The organism is Pseudomonas sp. S2_C11 (genome assembly GCF_054668395.1).
In genome coordinates this window covers 1,023,543-1,042,832 of the sequence record NZ_CP162765.1, presented here as the reverse complement: position 1 = coordinate 1,042,832, position 19,290 = coordinate 1,023,543, and the positions used below count along the sequence as shown (strand labels likewise).

16 protein-coding genes are annotated in these 19,290 nt (G+C 60.0%); 5 read left to right on the top strand and 11 right to left on the bottom strand.

What is annotated here, in order from left to right; all coding sequences use genetic code 11:
• Positions 1-113 precede the first annotated feature (113 nt).
• The gene (locus AB4N48_RS04835; RefSeq protein WP_056788106.1) at positions 114-1,112 is read left to right on the top strand and encodes an AraC family transcriptional regulator; all 999 of its coding nucleotides are present in this window, start codon (positions 114-116) and stop codon (positions 1,110-1,112) included.
• Between the two features lie 204 nt (positions 1,113-1,316).
• Here AB4N48_RS04835 and AB4N48_RS04830 read toward each other — a convergent pair whose 3' ends face one another.
• The 3 genes from AB4N48_RS04830 to AB4N48_RS04820 all read right to left on the bottom strand — a co-directional run bounded on the left by AB4N48_RS04830 (position 1,317) and on the right by AB4N48_RS04820 (position 4,091).
• Positions 1,317-2,663: an ATP-binding protein gene (locus AB4N48_RS04830; protein ID WP_095181576.1), complete on the bottom strand. Its 1,347-nt coding sequence runs from the start codon at positions 2,661-2,663 to the stop codon at positions 1,317-1,319.
• On the bottom strand, positions 2,660-3,337 hold the full coding sequence (locus tag AB4N48_RS04825) for a response regulator transcription factor (protein ID WP_016773623.1): 678 nt from the start codon (positions 3,335-3,337) through the stop codon (positions 2,660-2,662). The genes AB4N48_RS04830 and AB4N48_RS04825 overlap by 4 nt, the downstream gene beginning before the upstream one ends.
• Before the next feature lie 148 nt (positions 3,338-3,485).
• A complete protein-coding gene (locus AB4N48_RS04820; RefSeq protein ID WP_305381344.1) occupies positions 3,486-4,091 on the bottom strand; it encodes a hypothetical protein in 606 nt (201 codons plus the stop codon).
• 143 nt (positions 4,092-4,234) lie between these two features.
• On the opposite strand from AB4N48_RS04820, the gene AB4N48_RS04815 reads away from it, so the two are divergent.
• Together AB4N48_RS04815 and AB4N48_RS04810 are read left to right on the top strand one after the other, a co-directional pair.
• The gene (locus tag AB4N48_RS04815; RefSeq protein ID WP_460058836.1) at positions 4,235-5,026 is read left to right on the top strand and encodes a dienelactone hydrolase family protein; all 792 of its coding nucleotides are present in this window, start codon (positions 4,235-4,237) and stop codon (positions 5,024-5,026) included.
• A 152-nt stretch (positions 5,027-5,178) separates the two neighbouring features.
• Positions 5,179-5,904 (top strand): 4'-phosphopantetheinyl transferase family protein, encoded by a 726-nt coding sequence (locus AB4N48_RS04810; protein ID WP_460094890.1) that lies wholly within the window; start codon positions 5,179-5,181, stop codon positions 5,902-5,904.
• 141 nt (positions 5,905-6,045) lie between these two features.
• Here the strand turns inward: AB4N48_RS04810 and AB4N48_RS04805 are convergent, their stop codons facing one another.
• A complete protein-coding gene (locus AB4N48_RS04805) occupies positions 6,046-7,656 on the bottom strand; it encodes an ATP-binding protein (protein ID WP_041479566.1) in 1,611 nt (536 codons plus the stop codon).
• Positions 7,653-8,375: a response regulator gene (locus AB4N48_RS04800; RefSeq protein WP_056788095.1), complete on the bottom strand. Its 723-nt coding sequence runs from the start codon at positions 8,373-8,375 to the stop codon at positions 7,653-7,655. The genes AB4N48_RS04805 and AB4N48_RS04800 overlap by 4 nt, the downstream gene beginning before the upstream one ends.
• Before the next feature lie 859 nt (positions 8,376-9,234).
• Here AB4N48_RS04800 and AB4N48_RS04795 point away from each other — a divergent pair.
• On the top strand, positions 9,235-12,129 hold the full coding sequence (locus AB4N48_RS04795) for a ribonucleoside-diphosphate reductase subunit alpha (RefSeq protein WP_024013986.1): 2,895 nt from the start codon (positions 9,235-9,237) through the stop codon (positions 12,127-12,129).
• A gap of 1,039 nt (positions 12,130-13,168) precedes the next feature.
• Here AB4N48_RS04795 and flgE read toward each other — a convergent pair.
• The 6 genes from flgE to AB4N48_RS04765 all read right to left on the bottom strand — a co-directional run bounded on the left by flgE (position 13,169) and on the right by AB4N48_RS04765 (position 18,305).
• Positions 13,169-14,503, bottom strand: coding sequence for a flagellar hook protein FlgE (flgE, locus tag AB4N48_RS04790; RefSeq protein ID WP_041479563.1), 1,335 nt, complete (start codon positions 14,501-14,503; stop codon positions 13,169-13,171).
• A gap of 31 nt (positions 14,504-14,534) precedes the next feature.
• A complete protein-coding gene (flgD, locus tag AB4N48_RS04785; RefSeq protein WP_016773615.1) occupies positions 14,535-15,263 on the bottom strand; it encodes a flagellar hook assembly protein FlgD in 729 nt (242 codons plus the stop codon).
• Between the two features lie 15 nt (positions 15,264-15,278).
• The gene (gene flgC / locus AB4N48_RS04780; RefSeq protein ID WP_016773614.1) at positions 15,279-15,722 is read right to left on the bottom strand and encodes a flagellar basal body rod protein FlgC; all 444 of its coding nucleotides are present in this window, start codon (positions 15,720-15,722) and stop codon (positions 15,279-15,281) included.
• Positions 15,723-15,725: 3 nt separating this feature from the next.
• Complete coding sequence (gene flgB, locus AB4N48_RS04775; RefSeq protein ID WP_016773613.1) at positions 15,726-16,136, bottom strand: flagellar basal body rod protein FlgB; 411 nt, start codon at positions 16,134-16,136, stop codon at positions 15,726-15,728.
• A 362-nt stretch (positions 16,137-16,498) separates the two neighbouring features.
• Positions 16,499-17,326: a protein-glutamate O-methyltransferase CheR gene (gene cheR / locus AB4N48_RS04770; RefSeq protein WP_016773612.1), complete on the bottom strand. Its 828-nt coding sequence runs from the start codon at positions 17,324-17,326 to the stop codon at positions 16,499-16,501.
• 46 nt (positions 17,327-17,372) lie between these two features.
• On the bottom strand, positions 17,373-18,305 hold the full coding sequence (locus AB4N48_RS04765; protein ID WP_016773611.1) for a chemotaxis protein CheV: 933 nt from the start codon (positions 18,303-18,305) through the stop codon (positions 17,373-17,375).
• Between the two features lie 82 nt (positions 18,306-18,387).
• On the opposite strand from AB4N48_RS04765, the gene flgA reads away from it, so the two are divergent.
• Positions 18,388-19,149, top strand: a complete 762-nt coding sequence (flgA, locus tag AB4N48_RS04760; RefSeq protein ID WP_073472167.1) for a flagellar basal body P-ring formation chaperone FlgA — start codon at positions 18,388-18,390, stop codon at positions 19,147-19,149.
• Positions 19,150-19,290 lie beyond the last annotated feature (141 nt).

Genomic DNA, 19,290 nt, shown 5'->3' with positions numbered 1-19,290 from the left:
CATGGCGGATTTCCGCCAACTGAGCGCTCAGCGTCCTGCAATTTGGCGGAAATCCGCCTTGTGGCGTTGCCGGCCCGCCATTACGATCGGTGCCTGAACAAGGATTGCCGCTTATGCGCGAACGCACCATCGCCAGCCATTTCGCCCGTGCCGCCCTTGGCGGTGCGCGCCGGCGCGGCCTGGATTATTCAGGCCTGTTACAGCAACTGGGGATCAGCCCGGAGTTGCTCGACGAGCCCCGCGCGCGGATTGCCCCTGAGCAGTTCACCCGGCTGATTCAAGGGCTGTGGCTGGCGCTGGACGACGAATACCTGGGTTTCGGTAACGCCCCGAGCAAGCCCGGCAGCTTCGCCATGATGTGCCACGCCTCGATTCACTGCCGTAACCTGGAGAAGGCTCTGCAACGTGGCTTGTTGTTTTACAGCCTGTTCCCCGACGCCCCACGCCTGACCCTGCGTCGCGAAGACGAATGGGTGCGTTTGAGCCTGGACGACGCGCAGTCGTGGGACCCGGATCATTTTCTCAGCGAGAGCCTGTTGGTGATCTGGCACCGCCTCGGCAGTTGGCTGATCGGCCAGCGCATTCGCCTCGAGCAGGCAACCTTCAGCTATCCGCGCCCCGAGCACGGCAGCGAATACGACCTGCTGTTCCCCTGCCCGCTGACCTTTGATGCCGAGCAAAGCAGCCTGCTGTTTCACAGTCGCTATCTGGCCATGCCGCTGTTGCAGGACGAACGCACGCTCAAGCATTTTCTCGAACGCTCCCCCGCCGACCTGCTCTCGCGCCCGGACGACGGCGACAGCCTGAGCAGCCGCCTGCGCCGCTTGCTCAGTCGCGACGCTGCGCACTGGCCTGATCTGGAAGCGGTTGCGGCGCATCTGCATATCAGCCCGCAGACCTTGCGCCGGCACTTGCGCGAGGAAGGCAGCAGTTTTCAGGAGCTCAAGGATCAGCTGCGGCGGGATATCGCCATCTACCATCTGGGCCGGGCGGAGCTGTCGTTGCAACAGATTGCCGAGCAGCTCGGGTTCTCTGAGCCTTCGGCGTTTCATCGGGCGTTCAAGAAATGGACGGGGCTGACACCGGGGGCTTATCGGTCGCAGGAGCAATGAGGCGCTAAATCAAAAGCCCCTCACCCTAACCCTCTCCCGGAGGGAGAGGGGACTGATTGGGGGATGCTTGAGAAATACGCCGACCTGCAAGCTCTCTATTGAATCCATATTCGCTGCAAATCGCTCAGGTCGATAATTTTGCAAAGACACTTCGGTCAGTCCCCTCTACCTCTGGGAGAGGGTTAGGGTGAGGGCAGCTCGCAATCACACCGCAGGAAAATCAATCCTGAACGCCGCCCCGCCCATCGGTGAATCACCCAAGGCCAAACGCGCGTTGTAGCTTTCGATGATGTCCTTGACCACCGCCAGCCCGATGCCCTGCCCGGGATGCTGGGCATCCAGGCGTTCGCCGCGTTCGAGAATCCGCGCACGCTGATCGAGTGGAACACCCGGGCCATCATCCTCGACACACAACTCGATCCCGGCCAGTGATTCGCGCACGCTGACCCGCACTTCGCCGAGGCACAGGCGATAGGCGTTTTCCAGCAGGTTGCCGAGCATTTCCAGCAAGGCGCCCTGCTCGATCGGCACGTAGCAGTGCTCCGGCAGATCAAAGGTCACGCGCACGTGTTTGTCGCGGTAGACCTTGTCCAGCGTATCGCACAGGCTTTTGAGCACCGGTTGCAGGCGCACCTGATGGCGCACCAGGCCGCTTTTGCGCAGGCTGGCCCGTTGCAGTTGGTAGCTGATCTGCTGGCTCATGCGTTCGATCTGGCTTTGCAGAACCCAGGCCTGGTCGCGGTCTGCGGGACGCTGGGCCATGTCTTCGCTGACGCCTTGCAGCACCGCCAACGGGGTTTTCAGGCTGTGGGCGAGGTCGTCGAGGGAGTCGCGGTAGCGGCTGCGTTGCTGGCGTTCGCTGAGCAGCAAGCGGTTGAGCGAGCCGGTCAGGCGCAGCAGTTCACGCGGGTGTTTTTCCGTCAGGCTTTCGCGAGTACCGCCTTCAATTTCGTCGAGTTCCTGGCTCAATCGGCGCAGCGCCTTGAGGCCCCAGGTCAGGCCGATCCATAGCAGCGCCAGCAAGACCAGCAATGCCGCACCGAAGCCCAGATAGAGATTTTCGCGCAGGCCTTCGAGGGTGGTTTCGTATTCACGCACCGGTTGCAGAGCGACGATGCTGAATGCCGCGCTTTTGCCGCCGAGCAATTTGACTTCGACGTCGTAGACGAAGAACTCCTGACCGCTGGCTTCACGGATCCGCGCGAACTCATTGCCGAGGCCGTCGTAGCGCGGTTTGTAGTTGATCTGTTCTTCCTGGGTGGCTTTCGAGCGCCACACCAGTTTGCCGTCGCGGTCGTAGATATAGCCGAGCAAACGGAAGTCGGTGAGGTTGAAGCGTTCGTCCGGCAATTGCGACGGCATCACCAACCGACCGTTTTCCACCCGGGCGGCGGAAATCAATGTGGTGACATCGGAGGCCAGACGTTGCTCGATCGAGTCCTGCAAGGCAAGGCTGAAGGCACCCTGCATCGCCGGCAGCAAGGCAAGCATGAACAACACCGCCAACGTGGTGGCGGCGAGCATCAAGCGAACGCGAAGGGAACGGATCAAGTGCAGCGCTCATTGAACAGGTAGCCGAGGCCGCGCACGGTGTCGATCGGCTTGAACCCGGCCGGGCCTTCGAGCTTGCGGCGCAGACGGCCGACCAGCACTTCGATGACATTCGGATCGCGCTCGTCATCGTCCGGATAGAGCTGCTCCATCAAGCGATCCTTGGGCACCACTTGCTGATGGTGGCGCATGAGGTATTCGAGGATGCGGTATTCGTAAGCGGTCAGCGCCAGCGGTTGTTCATCGAGGCTGGCCTGTTTGCGATTGAGGTCGAGCAGCAACGGCCCGGCGACGATGGTCGACTGGGTGAAGCCGCTGGAGCGCCGCAGCAATGCGTTCAGGCGCGCATCGAGTTCTTCGAACTGGAACGGCTTGACCACGTAATCGTCGGCACCGGCGGCGAGCCCTTCGACCTTGTCCTGCCAGTTGCCGCGCGCGGTGAGGATCAGGATCGGGAAGGTCTTGCCGCCCGAGCGCAACTGGCGGATCAGGTCGAGGCCGCCCATGCCCGGCAGGCCGAGATCAATCACCGCCAGATCGAAGTTGTACTGGCCGGTCTGGTACAGCGCCTCCTCGGCATTGGCCACGGACTCGACCACATGACCGCTCTCCGTCAGACGGGTTTGCAGGTGATGACGCAACAGCGCCTCGTCTTCGACGACCAACAGTTTCATGCCTTTCTCCCTATCACTTGAACTCTCCAGGCAACTACCTGTGGGAGCGAGCCTGCTCGCGAATACGGTGGATCAGCCAAGCAAGTGTCGGCCGATACACCCCTTTCGCGAGCAGGCTCGCTCCCACACTTCAAACTGCGACAACCGCTTAGAAATAGTAGTTGGCCGACAGGTAGGTCTGCGCGCTGCCGGTCAAGTCCAGCGAGCCCTGTTTGCTGCCGCCGCTTTCTTTCATTTCGGTGCTGGCGTTGCTGCGAAGGTAACGGTAACCGAGTTCCACCGAGGTGTTCTGCGAAACTTGCTGCAACACACCGACCTGGCCACCGATGGCGTAACCGATGTCGCTGTCACGGCTGAAGCCGGGCGAATCCTGCGTCAGTTTGGTCAGACCGGCCGTGGCGCCACCGAACAATTTGGTGCTGCCGCCTACTGGATAGAACAGGTCATAGCTGCCGAGCAGATTTTCCTGGCGCAGTTTAACGCCATTGTGCGAGCCGGAAACGTTGTCATAGGTGGCGTAGTAGCGGCCCTGGCTGTTTTGCTGACCGAGGCGCATGCCGTAGGTGTTGTTGCCGTCGATGGCCCCAGTGACGTTGGGGTTGCCGAGGTTGTTGTTGAGCGCGTGGGACTTGTCGATCTTGTCGCTGGTCTGGCCGAATGTCAGGCCGGCGAAGTTGCTGGTGTCGTCGGCATTCGCCGCGATGCTGGAGCCTAACAGGGTAAAAGCCAGCAGCAATTTGTTTAAACGAGTCATGGGTATTTCCTCTTTCACAGTGCTGTTTGGGTATGGCGCAAGGTTACTGAGCCGCCCCTGTACGGCCCCTGAACCGTCTCTGAACCTGACCTGAACCAGATCGACTAGGCTGTTCTGACCACTTTCAATAAGGACACCCGACCATGCGCCTGTTCCTCGCCCTCACTTTGCTGGCAGTCAGCAGCCTTACCCAGGCTGCGATCAAGACTGAAGAAATCCCCTACCAAAGCGCCGACGGCAGCCAACTGATCGGCTACTACGCCTATGACGACGCGATCAAAGGCCCACGCCCCGGCGTTGTCGTGGTCCACGAATGGTGGGGGCTGAACGATTACGCCAAGCGCCGCGCGCGGGATCTCGCCGAACTCGGCTACAGCGCGCTGGCCATCGACATGTATGGCGAAGGCAAGAACACCGAGCACCCGAAAGACGCCATGGCCTTCATGCAGGCGGCGACCAAGGATGCCGATGCCGCCAGTAAACGCTTCGCCGCCGGGCTCGATCTGTTGAAGAAGCAAAAGCAGACCGACCCGAACAAAATCGCCGCCATCGGCTATTGCTTCGGTGGCGCCGTGGTGCTCAATGCCGCGCGTCAGGGTGTGCCGCTGGCCGGTGTGGTGAGTTTCCATGGCGCGCTGGCAACCAAGACCCCGGCGACTCCGGGCAGCGTCAAGGCGAAAATCCTCGTCGAGCACGGTGCGCTGGACAGCATGGTCACTCAGGACCACGTCACCGCCTTCAAGTCAGAGATGGACAAGGCCGGGGCGGACTACCAGTTCGTCAGTCTGGATGGCGCCAAGCATGGTTTCAGCAATCCGGATGCCGATCGTTTGAGCCATGGCGAGCATGGCGGGCCGGACATTGGTTACAACAAGGCGGCAGACGAGAAGTCGTGGGCGGATATGCAGGCGTTCTTCAAGAAGATTTTCGGTTGAGTCAGTAACGACCGAGGCGCGGCTTTCGCGAGCAGGCTCGCTCCCACACCGGATTTCTGTCGCCCAGAAGATCCCTTGTGGGAGCGAGCCTGCTCGCGAAGGCTTCACCGCCGATCTCGACCTCGCCCCGACTAACCGGCAAAATGCCCGCCATGAACTTCACCCCCGCCCTGCCCGCCTGCTGCACTGCGCTCGACAGCCACTGGCCGTTGCCGACGGTCCTGGCCGATACCGTGCTGCTCAGTACTCACTTCGACCCGGCCCGACTGCTTGGCGATGACTTCCAGCGCAGCGCTGTGCTGGCGCCGCCGAGCATTCAGCGCTCGGTGGCCAAGCGCCAGGCCGAATTTCTCGCCGGGCGCATTTGCGCCCGTGCCGCGCTGCAACAACTCGAAGGCCTGAATATCGTCCCGCCGATCGGCGAAGACCGCGCCCCGGTGTGGCCGGCGCATATCTGCGGTTCGATCACTCACAGCACCGGCCGTGCGGCGGCGATTGTTGCCAACAAGCAGCACTGGCGCGGCTTGGGCATGGATCTGGAAAACCTGTTGAGCCATGAGCGCGCCGAACGCTTGGCCGGGGAAATCCTCACGCCAGCGGAACTGCAACGCATGGCGGCGGATTCTCAGGAGCAACTGGCGCTGCGGGTGACCCTGACGTTTTCGGTCAAAGAGTGTTTGTTCAAGGCGCTCTACCCGATCGTGCAGCAGCGCTTTTATTTCGAACATGCCGAAGTGCTGGAGTGGACTGAGGCGGGACAGGTCAGGCTGCGGTTGTTGACGGATCTGTCGAGCGAATGGCGCAATGGATCGGAGCTGGAGGCGCAGTTCGGCGTGCAGGATGGGCAGTTGTTGAGTCTGGTCAGCATTCCTGCCTGACTTTTTGCATTGCCTGCATGGTCCTCATCGCTGGCAAGCCAGCTCCCACAGTATTCGCGGTGTACACAGAGACAATGTACACCCGCAAAACCTCTGGGAGCTGGCTTGCCAGCGATGGGGCCAGCCCTGCCACCACACACCCTACCGGCGCTCCTGATTCCTCGGCCAACTCAGACTGAAACACGCCCCACCCAGACTCTTGCTCTTGCCAATGATCGCGCGGCCGTCGTGCCAGTGAATGATCCGCCGCACAATCGACAACCCCAGACCATGCCCGCCCGAGGCGCGCGTGCGGCTATCGTCGAGGCGCAGAAACGGCGTGAAGATCCGCTCCCACGCCACTTCCGGCACGCCCGGTCCGTCGTCCTCGACGTCGATCCGGCAACGCAACTGGCCGACCTGATAACTCACCGTCACCTGCGAATGCGCATGGCGCATCGCGTTGCCCACCAGATTCTGCAGCGCCCGATGCAGATAACGCGGTTCAGCCTCGACCCAGGCGCCGTCATTGTCGGCAGATGAAAGACACAAACCGCGCTGCACCGTGACCTCGGCGCGCAGCGGCGCCAATTCTGCGATCACCTGATTGACCAGCGCATCCAGATCGATTCGCTGGAAAGTCAGCGCCGGCGAGCCTTGCTCCAGTCGTGCGTAGGTGAGCATTTCGTCGACCAGCTTGTCGAGGTCCTCGATGTCGTGATCCATGCCTTCACGGTATTTCTCCAGTGCCTGCGGGGTGGTGGCCGTGCCGATCATTTCCAGCCCGAAACGCAGCCGTGCCACTGGGGTACGCAGTTCATGAGACACCGCGCGCACCAGTTCACGCTGGATCGCCAGCAACTGTTGCAAGTGCTCAGCCATGCCATTGAACGCCGACGCAAGCCGCCCGACCGAGTCAGCGCCGCGCGCCGGCACACGGGTTTCCAGGCTGCCCTTGGCAATGCGCGTGGCCGCCGCTTCGAGGCCGCGCAAACGTCGCTCAAGCTGACGCACCAGCAGATAAACGATGAGACCGATCAGCGTCAGACCGAGCGCGGCAATCAATACCAGCCATTCCGGCGGGTACGGATTCATCTGGTACAGCGGGCCGATTTCCAGCACCCACGGCGTACCAACCATGCCGGCGAACACGCGGATCGAATCGCCGCCCTTGCCCAGCGCCATCACCGTATCGCCCTCGGCCACGCGACGACTCTGGTCTTCGTCCATGTCGGCGTCATTTACCGTGACCAGACGCAGATCGAAGCCGAAGCCCTTTTCCTGCTTTATCTGCGCCAGACGCTTGGGCTGTTCGCCGACCGGTACCCGCACCAGTTCATCGGCCAGCAGGTAAATGGTCGCCCGAGCCAGTTGCTCGCTGATCTGCTGCACCTCTCCTACCAGTACAAGCTGCTCTTTTTCGCTGATCAGCCGATAGACCTTGGCCGCATGTGGCCCGGTCTGCTCGACCAGCGCCTGACCGCGCAACACACGGGTGCGCTGGGCCAGATCAAGGTCGGTTTCAGAGAATTTCTTCAGCGTCAGCGGTATACCGAGCAGCCGCTCCCACACCAGCAACGCGCGATGGCGTTCGGTCTGGTTCATCGGTTGCAGATTGTCGGCCATCAGCGAGAAGGTGCCGTGGGCCAGGCGTTCGCGGTATTGCTCGCTGCGCACCTGATTGAGCAGGTTCAGCGCCAGCACGCCGAGCACCGCCACCAGAATCAGCGCGGCGCACATGCCGCCGTAGATGCGCAGGAAGATCGAATTCACAGCGCCAGGTCTGCGCAGGCCTCAGGGACGAACAGGTAGCCTTTGCTGCGAATGGTCTTGATCAGGCGCGGATGATCGGGGTCGTCGCCGATTTTCGGGCGGATGCGCGAGATGCGCACGTCGATCGAGCGGTCCTGGCCGTCATAGCCGATGCCGCGCAATGCAGTGAAGATTTCTTCCCGGGAAAGTATCCGCCCGGCGTTGGACACCAGCAGCCAGAGCAGGTCGAACTCGGCGCTGGTCAGCTCGATGCCGTTGTCGCTCAGCCAGGCTTCTCGCAATGCGTTGTCGACCACCAGTGGACCGAATTGCAACCGCCGGGATTTTTCCGCGACCGGCTCCGGTGTGTCACTGCGTCGCAGCAACGCCTGGATGCGCGCCAGCAACAAGCGCGGACGCACCGGTTTGCACACATAGTCGTCGGCACCGAGGTCGAGGCCGTGGATCTGATCAGCGTCGTCGGTGCGCGCGGTGAGCATCAGGATCGGCCCGTCGTACTGGCTGCGCACCTTGCGGCAGATGCTCAGGCCATCCTCGCCGGGCAGCATCAGGTCGAGGATCACCAGATCCGGTTGCTCCTTGATGATCCGCGCCGCCGCCAGCGCACCGTTGCCTTCGATCTCCACGCGCAGGCCATTGGCTTGCAGGTAATCGCGGGTGAGCTCGGCCAGTCGCTGGTCATCCTCGACGATCAATACCTGCCAGGTTTGTTGCTCCACCGGTGACCTCTGCTTGCTGTTTTTATTAAAAGAAGAAAGACAATCGCCTGACACGGACAAAACCTGTGGGAGCGAGCCTGCTCGCGAAAGCGTCTGTTGCTTCAACCTGAATGCTCAGTGGTCAACCGATTCGCGAGCAGGCTCGCTCCCACAATCCTGCGTGTATCTCCCGATCATCTGTCATGTTTCAGGAGGATAAAAATGCCCGTGCACCCAGCGATTGTATAAACGCCGATCACCCGGAAAACAAGTCGGTAAATGCGTTCGGACAAGGCGGAATTCTGTGATAGGGTTCGCGCCCTTAAAAAACCGCTGAAGCGTTTTTCCAGGCAAAAAAACAGTGACAAACGGTCTGGCTCAGCAGGTTCGCGGCCTACACGCGTTTTCCCTGTTTCTTACACAAATTACGCACAGGCTTATCCACAGGTAGTACATTGCAATCCCCCCCTGAAACGCATTATCTTGTAGCACGGCGAAAACGGAGACCCTACATATAGGGTTTTCACCTAAAACGCCCAACCACATTTCAGACCTGAAACTCAAGTGCTTTATGGCCGGTTTCCGGTAGAACAAGCGAGTTTTTTCAAGCCCAAACCGCACTGGCGGATGGCACCGTTTTATTTGGTCCGAAACGGACAAAACGGTATGGGTGTTGCAGTCATGACTGCCACCCGCGAAGGAATCCGGTGGCGAGCTTCGGCTCGTAACCAAAACTTCGGCAAGGATGCGGCGTTGCAGCCTTTTTCCTACTGTTCCGAAGTTTGTAATGCCGACGCCCGTCGGTTGCAGTGCTTCGGTACAGAACGGTGAGCACCATGACGGTGCCAAACAAACATAGAGAATGTGGAGACCACCCCCCATGCAAACCGACACAACTCGCGAGAACCCGCAGGGCACCTTGCCGCAGGCCGCCGATTCGACTTCGGATCTGGCAGCCACCGCGCCTGGCCAGCTGCGCGTGATCAAGCGTAATGGCACTGTCGTTCCTTACACCGATGACAAGATCACCGTCGCTATCACCAAAGCGTTCCTCGCAGTTGAGGGCGGCACCGCTGCCGCTTCGTCGCGAATCCACGACACCGTTGCGCGCCTGACCGAACAGGTCACTGCGACCTTCAAGCGTCGCATGCCATCGGGCGGCACCATCCACATCGAAGAAATCCAGGACCAGGTCGAACTGGCCCTGATGCGTGCCGGCGAGCAGAAAGTTGCACGCGACTACGTGATCTACCGTGACGGCCGTTCGAAAGAGCGCGCAGCTCACGCTCCTGCCGAAGCAGCAGTCAACGCGCACCCGTCGATCCGCATCACCCGCGCCGACGGCAGCCTCGCGCCGCTGGACATGGGCCGCCTGAACACCATCGTTACCGAAGCCTGCGAAGGCCTGGAAGAAGTCGACGGCGACCTGATCCAGCGCGAAACCCTGAAGAACCTGTACGACGGCGTGGCCCTGACCGACGTCAACACCGCGCTGGTGATGACCGCCCGTACCCTGGTCGAGCGCGAGCCGAACTACTCGTTCGTTACCGCCCGCCTGCTGATGGACACCCTGCGTGCCGAAGGCCTGAACTTCCTCGAAGTCGCCGAAAGCGCCACCCATCACGAAATGGCCGACCTGTACGCCAAGGCACTGCCGGCCTACATCGCCAAAGGTATCGAGTTCGAACTGCTGAACCCTGTGCTGGCCACCTTCGACCTGGAAAAACTGGGCAAGGCGATCAACCACGAGCGCGATCAGCAATTCACCTACCTGGGCCTGCAGACCCTGTACGACCGCTACTTCATCCACAAGGATGGCGTGCGTTTCGAACTGCCGCAGATCTTCTTCATGCGCGTGGCCATGGGTCTTGCGATCGAAGAGAAGCAGAAAGAAGACCGTGCGATCGAGTTCTACAACCTGCTGTCCTCGTTCGACTATATGGCTTCGACCCCGACCCTGTTCAACGCCGGTACCCTGCGTCCACAGCTGTCGAGCTGCTACCTGACCACCGTGCCGGATGACCTGTCGGGCATCTATCACGCGATCCACGACAACGCCATGCTGTCGAAATTTGCCGGCGGTCTGGGCAACGACTGGACGCCTGTTCGTGCGTTGGGTTCGTACATCAAGGGCACCAACGGCAAGTCGCAAGGCGTTGTGCCGTTCCTCAAAGTAGTGAACGACACCGCTGTGGCCGTGAACCAGGGTGGCAAGCGCAAAGGCGCGGTGTGTGCCTACCTGGAAACCTGGCACATGGACATCGAAGAGTTCATCGAGCTGCGCAAGAACACCGGTGACGATCGTCGTCGTACCCACGACATGAACACCGCCAACTGGATCCCTGACCTGTTCATGAAGCGCGTCTTCGATGACGGCAAGTGGACCCTGTTCTCGCCATCCGAAGTACCGGACCTGCACGACCTGACCGGTAAAGCCTTCGAAGAGCGCTACGAGTACTACGAAGCGCTGACCGAGTACCCGGGCAAGGTCAAGCTGTTCAAGACCATCCAGGCCAAAGACCTGTGGCGCAAGATGCTGTCCATGCTGTTCGAAACCGGCCACCCATGGCTGACTTTCAAGGACCCGTGCAACCTGCGCAGCCCGCAGCAGCATGTCGGCGTGGTCCACAGCTCGAACCTGTGCACCGAGATCACCTTGAACACCAACAAGGACGAAATCGCCGTTTGCAACCTGGGCTCGATCAACCTGCCGAACCACATCGTCGACGGCAAGCTCGATACCGCCAAGCTGCAACGCACCGTGAACACCGCCGTGCGCATGCTCGATAACGTGATCGACATCAACTACTACTCGGTGCCGCAAGCGAAGAACTCCAACTTCCGCCACCGTCCGGTCGGTCTGGGCATCATGGGCTTCCAGGACGCTCTGTACCTGCAGCACATTGCCTACGGCTCCGACGCTGCCGTCGAGTTCGCCGACAAGTCGATGGAAGCGGTCAGCTACTACGCGATCCAGGCTTCCTGCGACCTGGCCGACGAGCGCGGCGCCTACGAGACGTTCAACGGTTCGCTGTGGTCCAAGGGCATCCTGCCGCTGGATTCGCAACAGATCCTGATCGAACAGCGTGGCGAGAAGTACATCGACGTCGACCTGAAGGAAACCCTCGACTGGGCACCGGTTCGCGCCCGTGTACAGAAAGGCATCCGTAACTCGAACATCATGGCCATCGCACCGACCGCGACCATCGCCAACATCACTGGCGTCTCGCAGTCGATCGAACCGACCTACCAGAACCTGTACGTGAAATCGAACCTGTCGGGCGAATTCACCGTGATCAACCCGTACCTGGTTCGCGACCTGAAGGCTCGCGGTCTGTGGGACTCGGTGATGATCAACGACCTGAAGTACTACGACGGTTCGGTGCAGCAGATCGAGCGCATTCCGCAAGAACTCAAAGAGCTCTATGCGACCGCGTTCGAAGTGGACACCAAGTGGATCGTTGACGCCGCCAGCCGTCGTCAGAAGTGGATCGACCAGGCCCAGTCGCTGAACCTGTACATCGCCGGCGCATCGGGCAAGAAGCTCGACGTGACCTACCGCATGGCCTGGTACCGTGGTCTGAAAACCACTTACTACCTCCGTGCCTTGGCCGCGACCAGCACCGAGAAGTCGACCATCAACACCGGTAAGCTGAACGCTGTTTCCAGCGGCGGCAACCACGGCGACGATTCGGTTCTGGCCGCTCCGGCAGGTCCGGCGCCAGTGCCAAAGGCCTGCGCGATCGACGAGCCGGATTGCGAAGCTTGCCAATAAGCTGAGCTGAGATCAGGCGTTGCGAGACGCCTGGGATCTTCAGGCAAAAGAAACCCCCGACAGACTTCTGGTTTGTCGGGGGTTTTGTTTTTTGGCGGCCTTGGCGGCCTCTGGGCCGACCAGGCTCTTGGGGTTTTGGGTGAATATCCGTTGCTGCGGTAACGGCTTCTTATGGTTTCGCTCTTACAGCGAGTCACCTTTTTCAGACGCCAAAAAGGTAACCCAAAAGGCTTTGCCCCGGCGTACGGCCCGCTCGCTGGGGCTCGGGGTACCTTCGTTACGGGACCGATCCGGGCGCAGCGGCTCCGGTTGGCTTCGCTGCACCTACACTCGCTGTGTACGACTGCGTCGTACGGTCGCTGCGCTCCCACCCCCGGATCGATCCCGTAACGAAGCCTGCCGAAGGGGCAAAAGATCAAAAGCCGGATCAAAAGCCAGAGCAAAAGCAAAAGCAAAAGCAAAAGCAAAAGCAAAAGCAAAAGCCAGATCAAAAGATCGCAGCCTTCGGCAGCTCCTACAGTTGGATTGGGTACCACTTCAAGAACAGGTCGGCTGACATGCCGCCTTCGCGAGCAAGCTCGCTCCCACAAAAAGGCAAAAGCAGCGCAGCTGCCCGCGGCGAAGCCGCCCCACTCAACAATGAGCGCAAGCTCGAGTGCTCTTGATCTTGATCCACCGGCGACGTCGGAAGGCTGAGCGGAGGGATTGATCCGGGCGTGGGAGCGCAGCGACCGTCTGGCGCAGCCAGACACAGCGGAAGGAGGTGCAGCGAAGCAAACCGTAGCCGCTGCGACCGGATCGATCCCGCAGCGAAGGAACCCGAGCCTGCGAGGGCCGAACGCAGGAGCTAGCGTTTTTTGCTTACTTTTTTAGGCGCTTGTAAAAAAGTAAGTCGCCGTCAAGCGAAACCGCCAGCAGCCGCTACCGAAGCAACGGATATTCACCCAAAACCCAACAGCCTGGTCGGCCCAAAGGCCGCCACGACCAAAAAAAAGCCCCTCAAAACCGAGGGGCCCAAAAAACCAGTCAGAAACCCGAATCAGGTCATCTGAATAATGGTCTGCATAATCGTGCTCTGAGTCGAAATAGTCTTGGCGTTCGCCTGATAGTTGCTCTGACCCTTGATCAGATCAACCAGCTCATTGGTCAGGTTAACGTTCGACTCTTCCAGCGAGTTGGACACCACCTCACCCAACGTACCGGTCTTCGGCGCGTCGTAGCCCGGAATACCCGAAGCGAAAGTCTCTTTCCAGCTGGTGCCACCGACAGCCTGCAAGCCCTGTTCGTTGGTGAAACTGGCCAGTGCAACCTGACCAATCGCCTTGCTCTGGTTGTTGCTGAAGTTGGCGAACAGCGTACCGGTGCCGTCGATAGTCAGGTTAGTGATCTGGCCAGTGGCGTAACCATCCTGAGTCGGGATCGTACGCGAGGTATCAGCGTTGTACTGAGTGGTGTTGGCCATCGAGATGGTCACGCCATTCGGGTTCGCTGCCGCGCCGTTAGGCGTAAACACGCCATTGGTCACAGTGCCCGGCACCCAGCCGGTCATCTTCAGATCGCTGCTGATGATCGGGTTGGCTGGATCCGCCGGGTTAGGCGTGCTCACCTGAACCAGCTTGCCGGAGCTGTCGAACGACAATGTCGAAGCAACCGGCGCAGTGGTCACAGGGTTGCTGCCGGTAGCGTCCGGGTTACGGCCATCGACCAGGGTGTAAACCTTCCAGGTGTTCCCGCCAGTCTTGACCATGTACTGGTCCATGACGTGGGCGTTGCCCTGGGTGTCATAGATCGGTGTGCTGAAGGACTTGGTGTAAGTCTCAGGCTTCGACGGATCAAACTTGACGGCGCTGGCGCCGGTATCAACGATCACTGGCGAAGACGAATTGAGGTTGATGCTCGAGGTCACCGCAGAAGACGACTTCGGCGCCAGGTTCGAAGTGTCGATCTTCAGATCGGTCAACACGCCGTTGATGATCTTGCCGTTGGCATCCACACCGTAACCCTGCAGACGCGAGGTGTAGTCGGTGTTGGTGATGTAACCGGCGTTGTCGACCTTGAACGTACCGGCACGGGTGTACGAGATCGAGCCGTTGTTGCTCATGGTGAAGAAGCCGGAACCGTTGATGCCCATGTCCAGCACGTTGCCAGTGTTGTTGATGTCACCCTGGGTGAACTGCTGGGAAACGTTGGCCAGGCGCACGCCGTTGCCGATCACTTTGCTGCCGCTGCCCAGACGAGTCGACGAATAGACGTCTTCGAATTCTGCGCGCGAGGATTTGAAACCGGCGGTGGCGACGTTGGCGATGTTGTTGCCGGTGACGTCGAGTTGTTTGTTGGCGGCATAGAGACCGCTAAGGCCGATGTTAAAAGACATGTTCCACTCCTTCGTGCCGGGTTAGTCGGCTCTATATACCAATGGTTTGTACTTTGGACAGGGCAACGGTGCCCTTGCCGGCCAGGTTGAGCATCAGCTCGCCACCGGTCTGGCTGATCGTCACGCTGTTGACGGTCGCTGGCAGGTAAGTCGCCAGGTCGGTCGCGGTGCCGTTGATCGGTGCGTTGGCCTTGAACGTGTAAGTGCCGACCGGAACCACGGTGCCGGCGGTGTCCTTGCCGTCCCAAGTGAAGCTGGCATCGCCGGCAGCGCGGCTGCCCAGGTCGATGGTGCGCACGGTCTTGCCGTCCTTGTCGGTGATGGTCACGGTGCCGCCGGCAATCGACGAAGGCACGGTGACCGAACCGGTCAGGCCTTTGCTCGGGTCATCGAGCTGGGCGGTGTTGGTCTGCACGATCACGTTGCGACCGACCAGCGACGACGCTTGCAACGCCTGCGACGAGTTGTAGTTGCCGGCAAGGCCACTGACAGTGGAGTTCAGCGTGGTGATGCCTTCAAGGCTGCTGAACTGCGCCAACTGCGCGACGAAGGCGCTGTTGTCCTGCGGGTCGAGCGGGTTCTGGTTTTTCAGCTGGGTGACCAGCAATTGCAGGAATGCATCCTTGCCCAGCGCCTGGCCGCCGGTGGCACTGTTGGTCGCCGAAGCGATGCCGCCCGACGTAGTGCTGCTGGCCTTCTTCGACGAGTTGGCCAGGATGTCGTTCATGCTCAGGCTGCTGGTGGTATCCGTAACGCTCATGGCAGTCGCCCCTTATTACTGACCGAGGGTCAGTACCTTCTGCATCATGGTTTTGGCGGTGTTCATCATTTCCGCGTTGGTCTGGAACGAGCGGCTCGCGGAAATCATGTCAGCCATTTCTTCCACCACGTTGACGTTCGGGTAGTAGACGTAGCCCTTGGCGTCGGCAGCCGGATGGTTCGGCTCGTAGCGCGCTTCGAGGTTGCTCTGGTCTTCGACAACGCCAAGCACCTGCACGCCCTGCCCGGCCGCGTCCTGGTTCTGGAAGAGCGAATTGCTGCCGCCGGCCTGGCCGCCCTGGAACATGGTGGCGAACACCGGATGACGGGCGCGGTAGGTCTGGTCGATGCTCGACGAAACGGTTTCGGCGTTGGCGATGTTCGAAGCCACGGTGTTCAGACGCGTGGTCTGCGCGCTCATGCCGCTGCCGGCAATGTTGAAAACGCTGGACAGGGACATGGATTATTCTCCGCGCAGGGCTGACACCAGCCCTTTGAATTTGCTGTTGAGCAAGGTGAAGCTGGCCTGGAAGCCGACAGCGTTTTCCGCGTAGTTCGACTGTTCCAGTTGAGCGTCGACGGTGTTCTGGTCGATCGAAGGCTGCATCGGCGTGCGATACATCAGCGACTCGTCGCCGTTGCCCAGCCCTTCAGCCTCGATGTGCCGGCTGTTGGTCATGTTCAGGGCAAAGTGGCCGCCGGTCTTGGTCTTCTCGGTCTGTGCTTCGAGCACTTTGGAGAAATCCAGATCCCGCGCTTTGTAGTTCGGGGTGTCGGCGTTGGCGATGTTGTTGGCCAGCACTTCGGCACGCTGGGCGCGGAAGCCCAATGCCTTTTCGTGAATGCCCAGCGCTTTGTCGAAGCTGATGCTCATGTCGGGAACCTTCAGGTGACCGGTTTTTCGTATCTGAGCTTTAGCAAGCGCCGTGCCAAATGATCAAAGCCCCGTATTCCGGGGCTTTGCACCGAACAGGCTAAGCGGCAATGCCAGAAAAGCGGCAACCGGTTACCGCCGGATGCCGCTTTTCTGCCGCTTGCCGTCCTTGCCAGGTCAGCGCAGATCCCTGTGGGAGCGAGCCTGCTCGCGAAGGCGGCGTGTCAGGCGCCAACTGTCTTATGGACAGAGCGCTTTCGCGAGCAGGCTCGCTCCCTCAGGGGGTTTGTGGAAAATAATTCGGGCATAAAAAAACGGGAGGCCTTTGCGGGCTTCCCGTTTTTTGTATCAGCGCAAACCGATTACTTCGCCTTGTAGATAATCCCCGGGCTGCACTGAACCATCTGGTAATGATCCGGCAATCCGTTCAACGCCTCCGAAGCGCCAAGGAACAGGTACCCGCCCGGCTTCAACGTGCTGTGAATGCGCAACAGGATGTCCTTCTTCACTTCGGCAGAGAAGTAGATCAACACGTTGCGGCAGAACACGATGTCGAACTTGCCCAGCGCTGCGTAACTGTCGAGCAGGTTGAACGAGCGGAATTCCACCCGGCTCTTGATCGGCGCCTTGACCACCCAGCGCCCCGGCCCTTTCGGGTCGAAGTAGCGTTGCAGGCGTTCCGGCGACAGACCGCGACCGATCGCCAGGCTGTCGTACTCGCCGGTCTTGCAGTTGTTGAGCATCAGGCCCGACAGATCGGTGGCAACGATCTGCACACCCATCTTCAACTGACCCAGGTTGCTGCGCTCGAACTCGTCGATCGACATCGACAGCGAGTACGGTTCCTGTCCCGACGAGCAGGCCGCCGACCAGATCCGCAGACGCTGGTTGGGGCTGGCCTTGATCGCTTCCGGCAGTACCTTGTTCTTCAAGACTTCAAACGGATAGGTGTCGCGAAACCACAGGGTTTCGTTGGTCGTCATGGCATCGACCACCTGCTCGCGCAAACCGCTGCGCGGCTGGGTCTGGATGCGCTGTACCAGCTCACCCAGGGACTTGATGCCTTGCTGCTCCATCAGTTTGTTGAGACGGCTCGAGACCAGATACTGCTTGTTTTCACCGAGCAGAATGCCACAGGCTTTTTCCAGGAAGACCCGGAACTGTTCGAAATCCAAATTACCCGTAGACAATGATGCCGCCTCTTAAATCGTGTTGACCGCCAGGGGCAGAAGGCCCCTAGCTGATATCTGCTGCTTTGATCCGGTCGACTACCCGGGATGCGAGGTCATCAGGACGGAATTTGGCCAGAAAGTCATCAGCACCGACTTTCTTCACCATCGCCTGATTGAATACCCCCGACAACGAAGTATGCAGGATGATATGGAGCTTTTGCATGCGTGCGTCGCCGCGGATTTCCGCCGTCAGGGTGTACCCGTCCATCTCCGGCATCTCGATGTCGGAAATCATCATCAGGAACTCTTCTTCCGGCTTCTTGCCCTCGTCGACCAGCTTGCGCAGGTAATCCAGCGCCTGCTTGCCGTCGTTCAGCGCCACCACTTCGACACCGATGGTCTGCAGACAACGCGTGACCTGCTTGCGCGCCACCGACGAGTCATCGACCGTCAGCACCCGCAGCGACAACGCCTTGGTCTGCGTCTCGACATCGACCACGCCCACCGAAATCGCTTCCGGCGTCGGCGCCACTTCGGCCAGCACCTTCTCGACATCGATGATTTCGACCAACTGGTTGTCGACCCGCGTCACAGCGGTCAGGTAGTGATCGCGACCGGTACCCTTGGGTGGCGGATGGATCTCTTCCCAGTTCATGTTGACGATGCGCTCCACCGAGCGGACCAGGAAACCCTGGGTCTTGGTGTTGTACTCCGTGATGATCACGAACGGACTGTTCTTGTCTTTCAACGCACCGGAGCCCGTTGCCATTGCCAGATCCAGGATCGGAATGGTCGCTCCCCGTATATTCGCTACCCCGCACACGACAGGACTGGATTTGGGCATCAACGTCAGGGACGGGCATTGCAACACTTCCCGTACCTTGAACACGTTGATCCCATAGAGCTGCGGCCCGTCGAGACGGAACAACAGCAGCTCGAGGCGATTCTGCCCTACCAGTTGCGTGCGCTGGTTCACCGAATCCATTACACCAGCCATGCCCAGACTCCTACACCAACGCCAAGTGTTGTTGCGACGCACATTCATTGCTAAACGGCACGGCGCTTGCTTTTTAACTCGTATGAACGCTCAAACGACATTTTCCCGACGCCTGACATCTTCCCTTCGCAAAGGGCTTTGCGCGGTGTCCGCCGTTTGCTGCTTGCTTGCTGGCAGTCCTGCCCATGCAGATGCGGTTACCTTGCCTGATATGCTTATCGGCGTGACTCAGGGCTTTCTTGAATTCACCGTAGAAGACTATTTGGCTTCCAGTCAAACCGAAGGCCGCTACGAAATCGAAGTCAACCAGCTCGACCCGCGCATGCGCATGCCCATGTGCGACAAGGAATTGACAGCCACGCTGGAGAGCCCGGCACGCCCGCTGGGCCGCGTCACGGTGAAGGTTCGCTGCGAAGGCAGTTCGCCCTGGACGGTGTTCGTACCCGCTCAAGTCCGCCTGTTTCGCGAGATCGTGACGACCACTCGTCCGCTGAAACGCGCCGGCATTATCGAGCCGCAGGATGTGACCTTGCGCGAGCGCGACGTCAGCACGATCAACCAGGGTTTCCTGACCTCCGTCGACGAAGCGATCGGGCAGAAACTTACCCGACCAACGGTCGCCGATCAGGTCATAACTCTGGTGCATCTGGAACAGGCCGAAGTGGTCCGCAAGGGTGACCAGGTGGTGATCACTGCGCGCAGCGGCACCCTTGCCGTACGCATGCCGGGGGAAGCGCTCTCCAATGGCGGAATGAAAGAACAGATTCGAGTAAAAAACCTTAATTCTCAAAGAGTTATCAAGGCGCAGGTGATTGCGCCGGGACAGGTCGAAGTGGCCATGTAAAAGCCCTGTGGAGAAAACTGGCGCCGATCCCGTCGCTTCCCTAAACTGTGCCGCAGCAGGTCTCGCAACGGCGCATGCAAGCTTATGGTTGATTGGGCCTAAAGTTTTTCAGGGGATAGCCGAAAACATGGCAAGCGTCCA

Excerpts from the sequence above, each read along its gene's own strand:
- flgB (WP_016773613.1), bottom strand. The coding sequence starts at position 16,136 with ATGAGCATCAGCTTCGACAAAGCGCTGGGCATTCACGAAAAGGCATTG.
- flgA (WP_073472167.1), top strand. The coding sequence starts at position 18,388 with ATGAACGCTCAAACGACATTTTCCCGACGCCTGACATCTTCCCTTCGC.
- AB4N48_RS04810 (WP_460094890.1), top strand. The coding sequence starts at position 5,179 with ATGAACTTCACCCCCGCCCTGCCCGCCTGCTGCACTGCGCTCGACAGC.
- AB4N48_RS04835 (WP_056788106.1), top strand. The coding sequence starts at position 114 with ATGCGCGAACGCACCATCGCCAGCCATTTCGCCCGTGCCGCCCTTGGC.
- flgD (WP_016773615.1), bottom strand. The coding sequence starts at position 15,263 with ATGAGCGTTACGGATACCACCAGCAGCCTGAGCATGAACGACATCCTG.
- AB4N48_RS04820 (WP_305381344.1), bottom strand. The coding sequence starts at position 4,091 with ATGACTCGTTTAAACAAATTGCTGCTGGCTTTTACCCTGTTAGGCTCC.
- flgC (WP_016773614.1), bottom strand. The coding sequence starts at position 15,722 with ATGTCCCTGTCCAGCGTTTTCAACATTGCCGGCAGCGGCATGAGCGCG.
- flgE (WP_041479563.1), bottom strand. The coding sequence starts at position 14,503 with ATGTCTTTTAACATCGGCCTTAGCGGTCTCTATGCCGCCAACAAACAA.
- AB4N48_RS04795 (WP_024013986.1), top strand. The coding sequence starts at position 9,235 with ATGCAAACCGACACAACTCGCGAGAACCCGCAGGGCACCTTGCCGCAG.
- AB4N48_RS04765 (WP_016773611.1), bottom strand. The coding sequence starts at position 18,305 with ATGGCTGGTGTAATGGATTCGGTGAACCAGCGCACGCAACTGGTAGGG.
- AB4N48_RS04825 (WP_016773623.1), bottom strand. The coding sequence starts at position 3,337 with ATGAAACTGTTGGTCGTCGAAGACGAGGCGCTGTTGCGTCATCACCTG.
- AB4N48_RS04815 (WP_460058836.1), top strand. The coding sequence starts at position 4,235 with ATGCGCCTGTTCCTCGCCCTCACTTTGCTGGCAGTCAGCAGCCTTACC.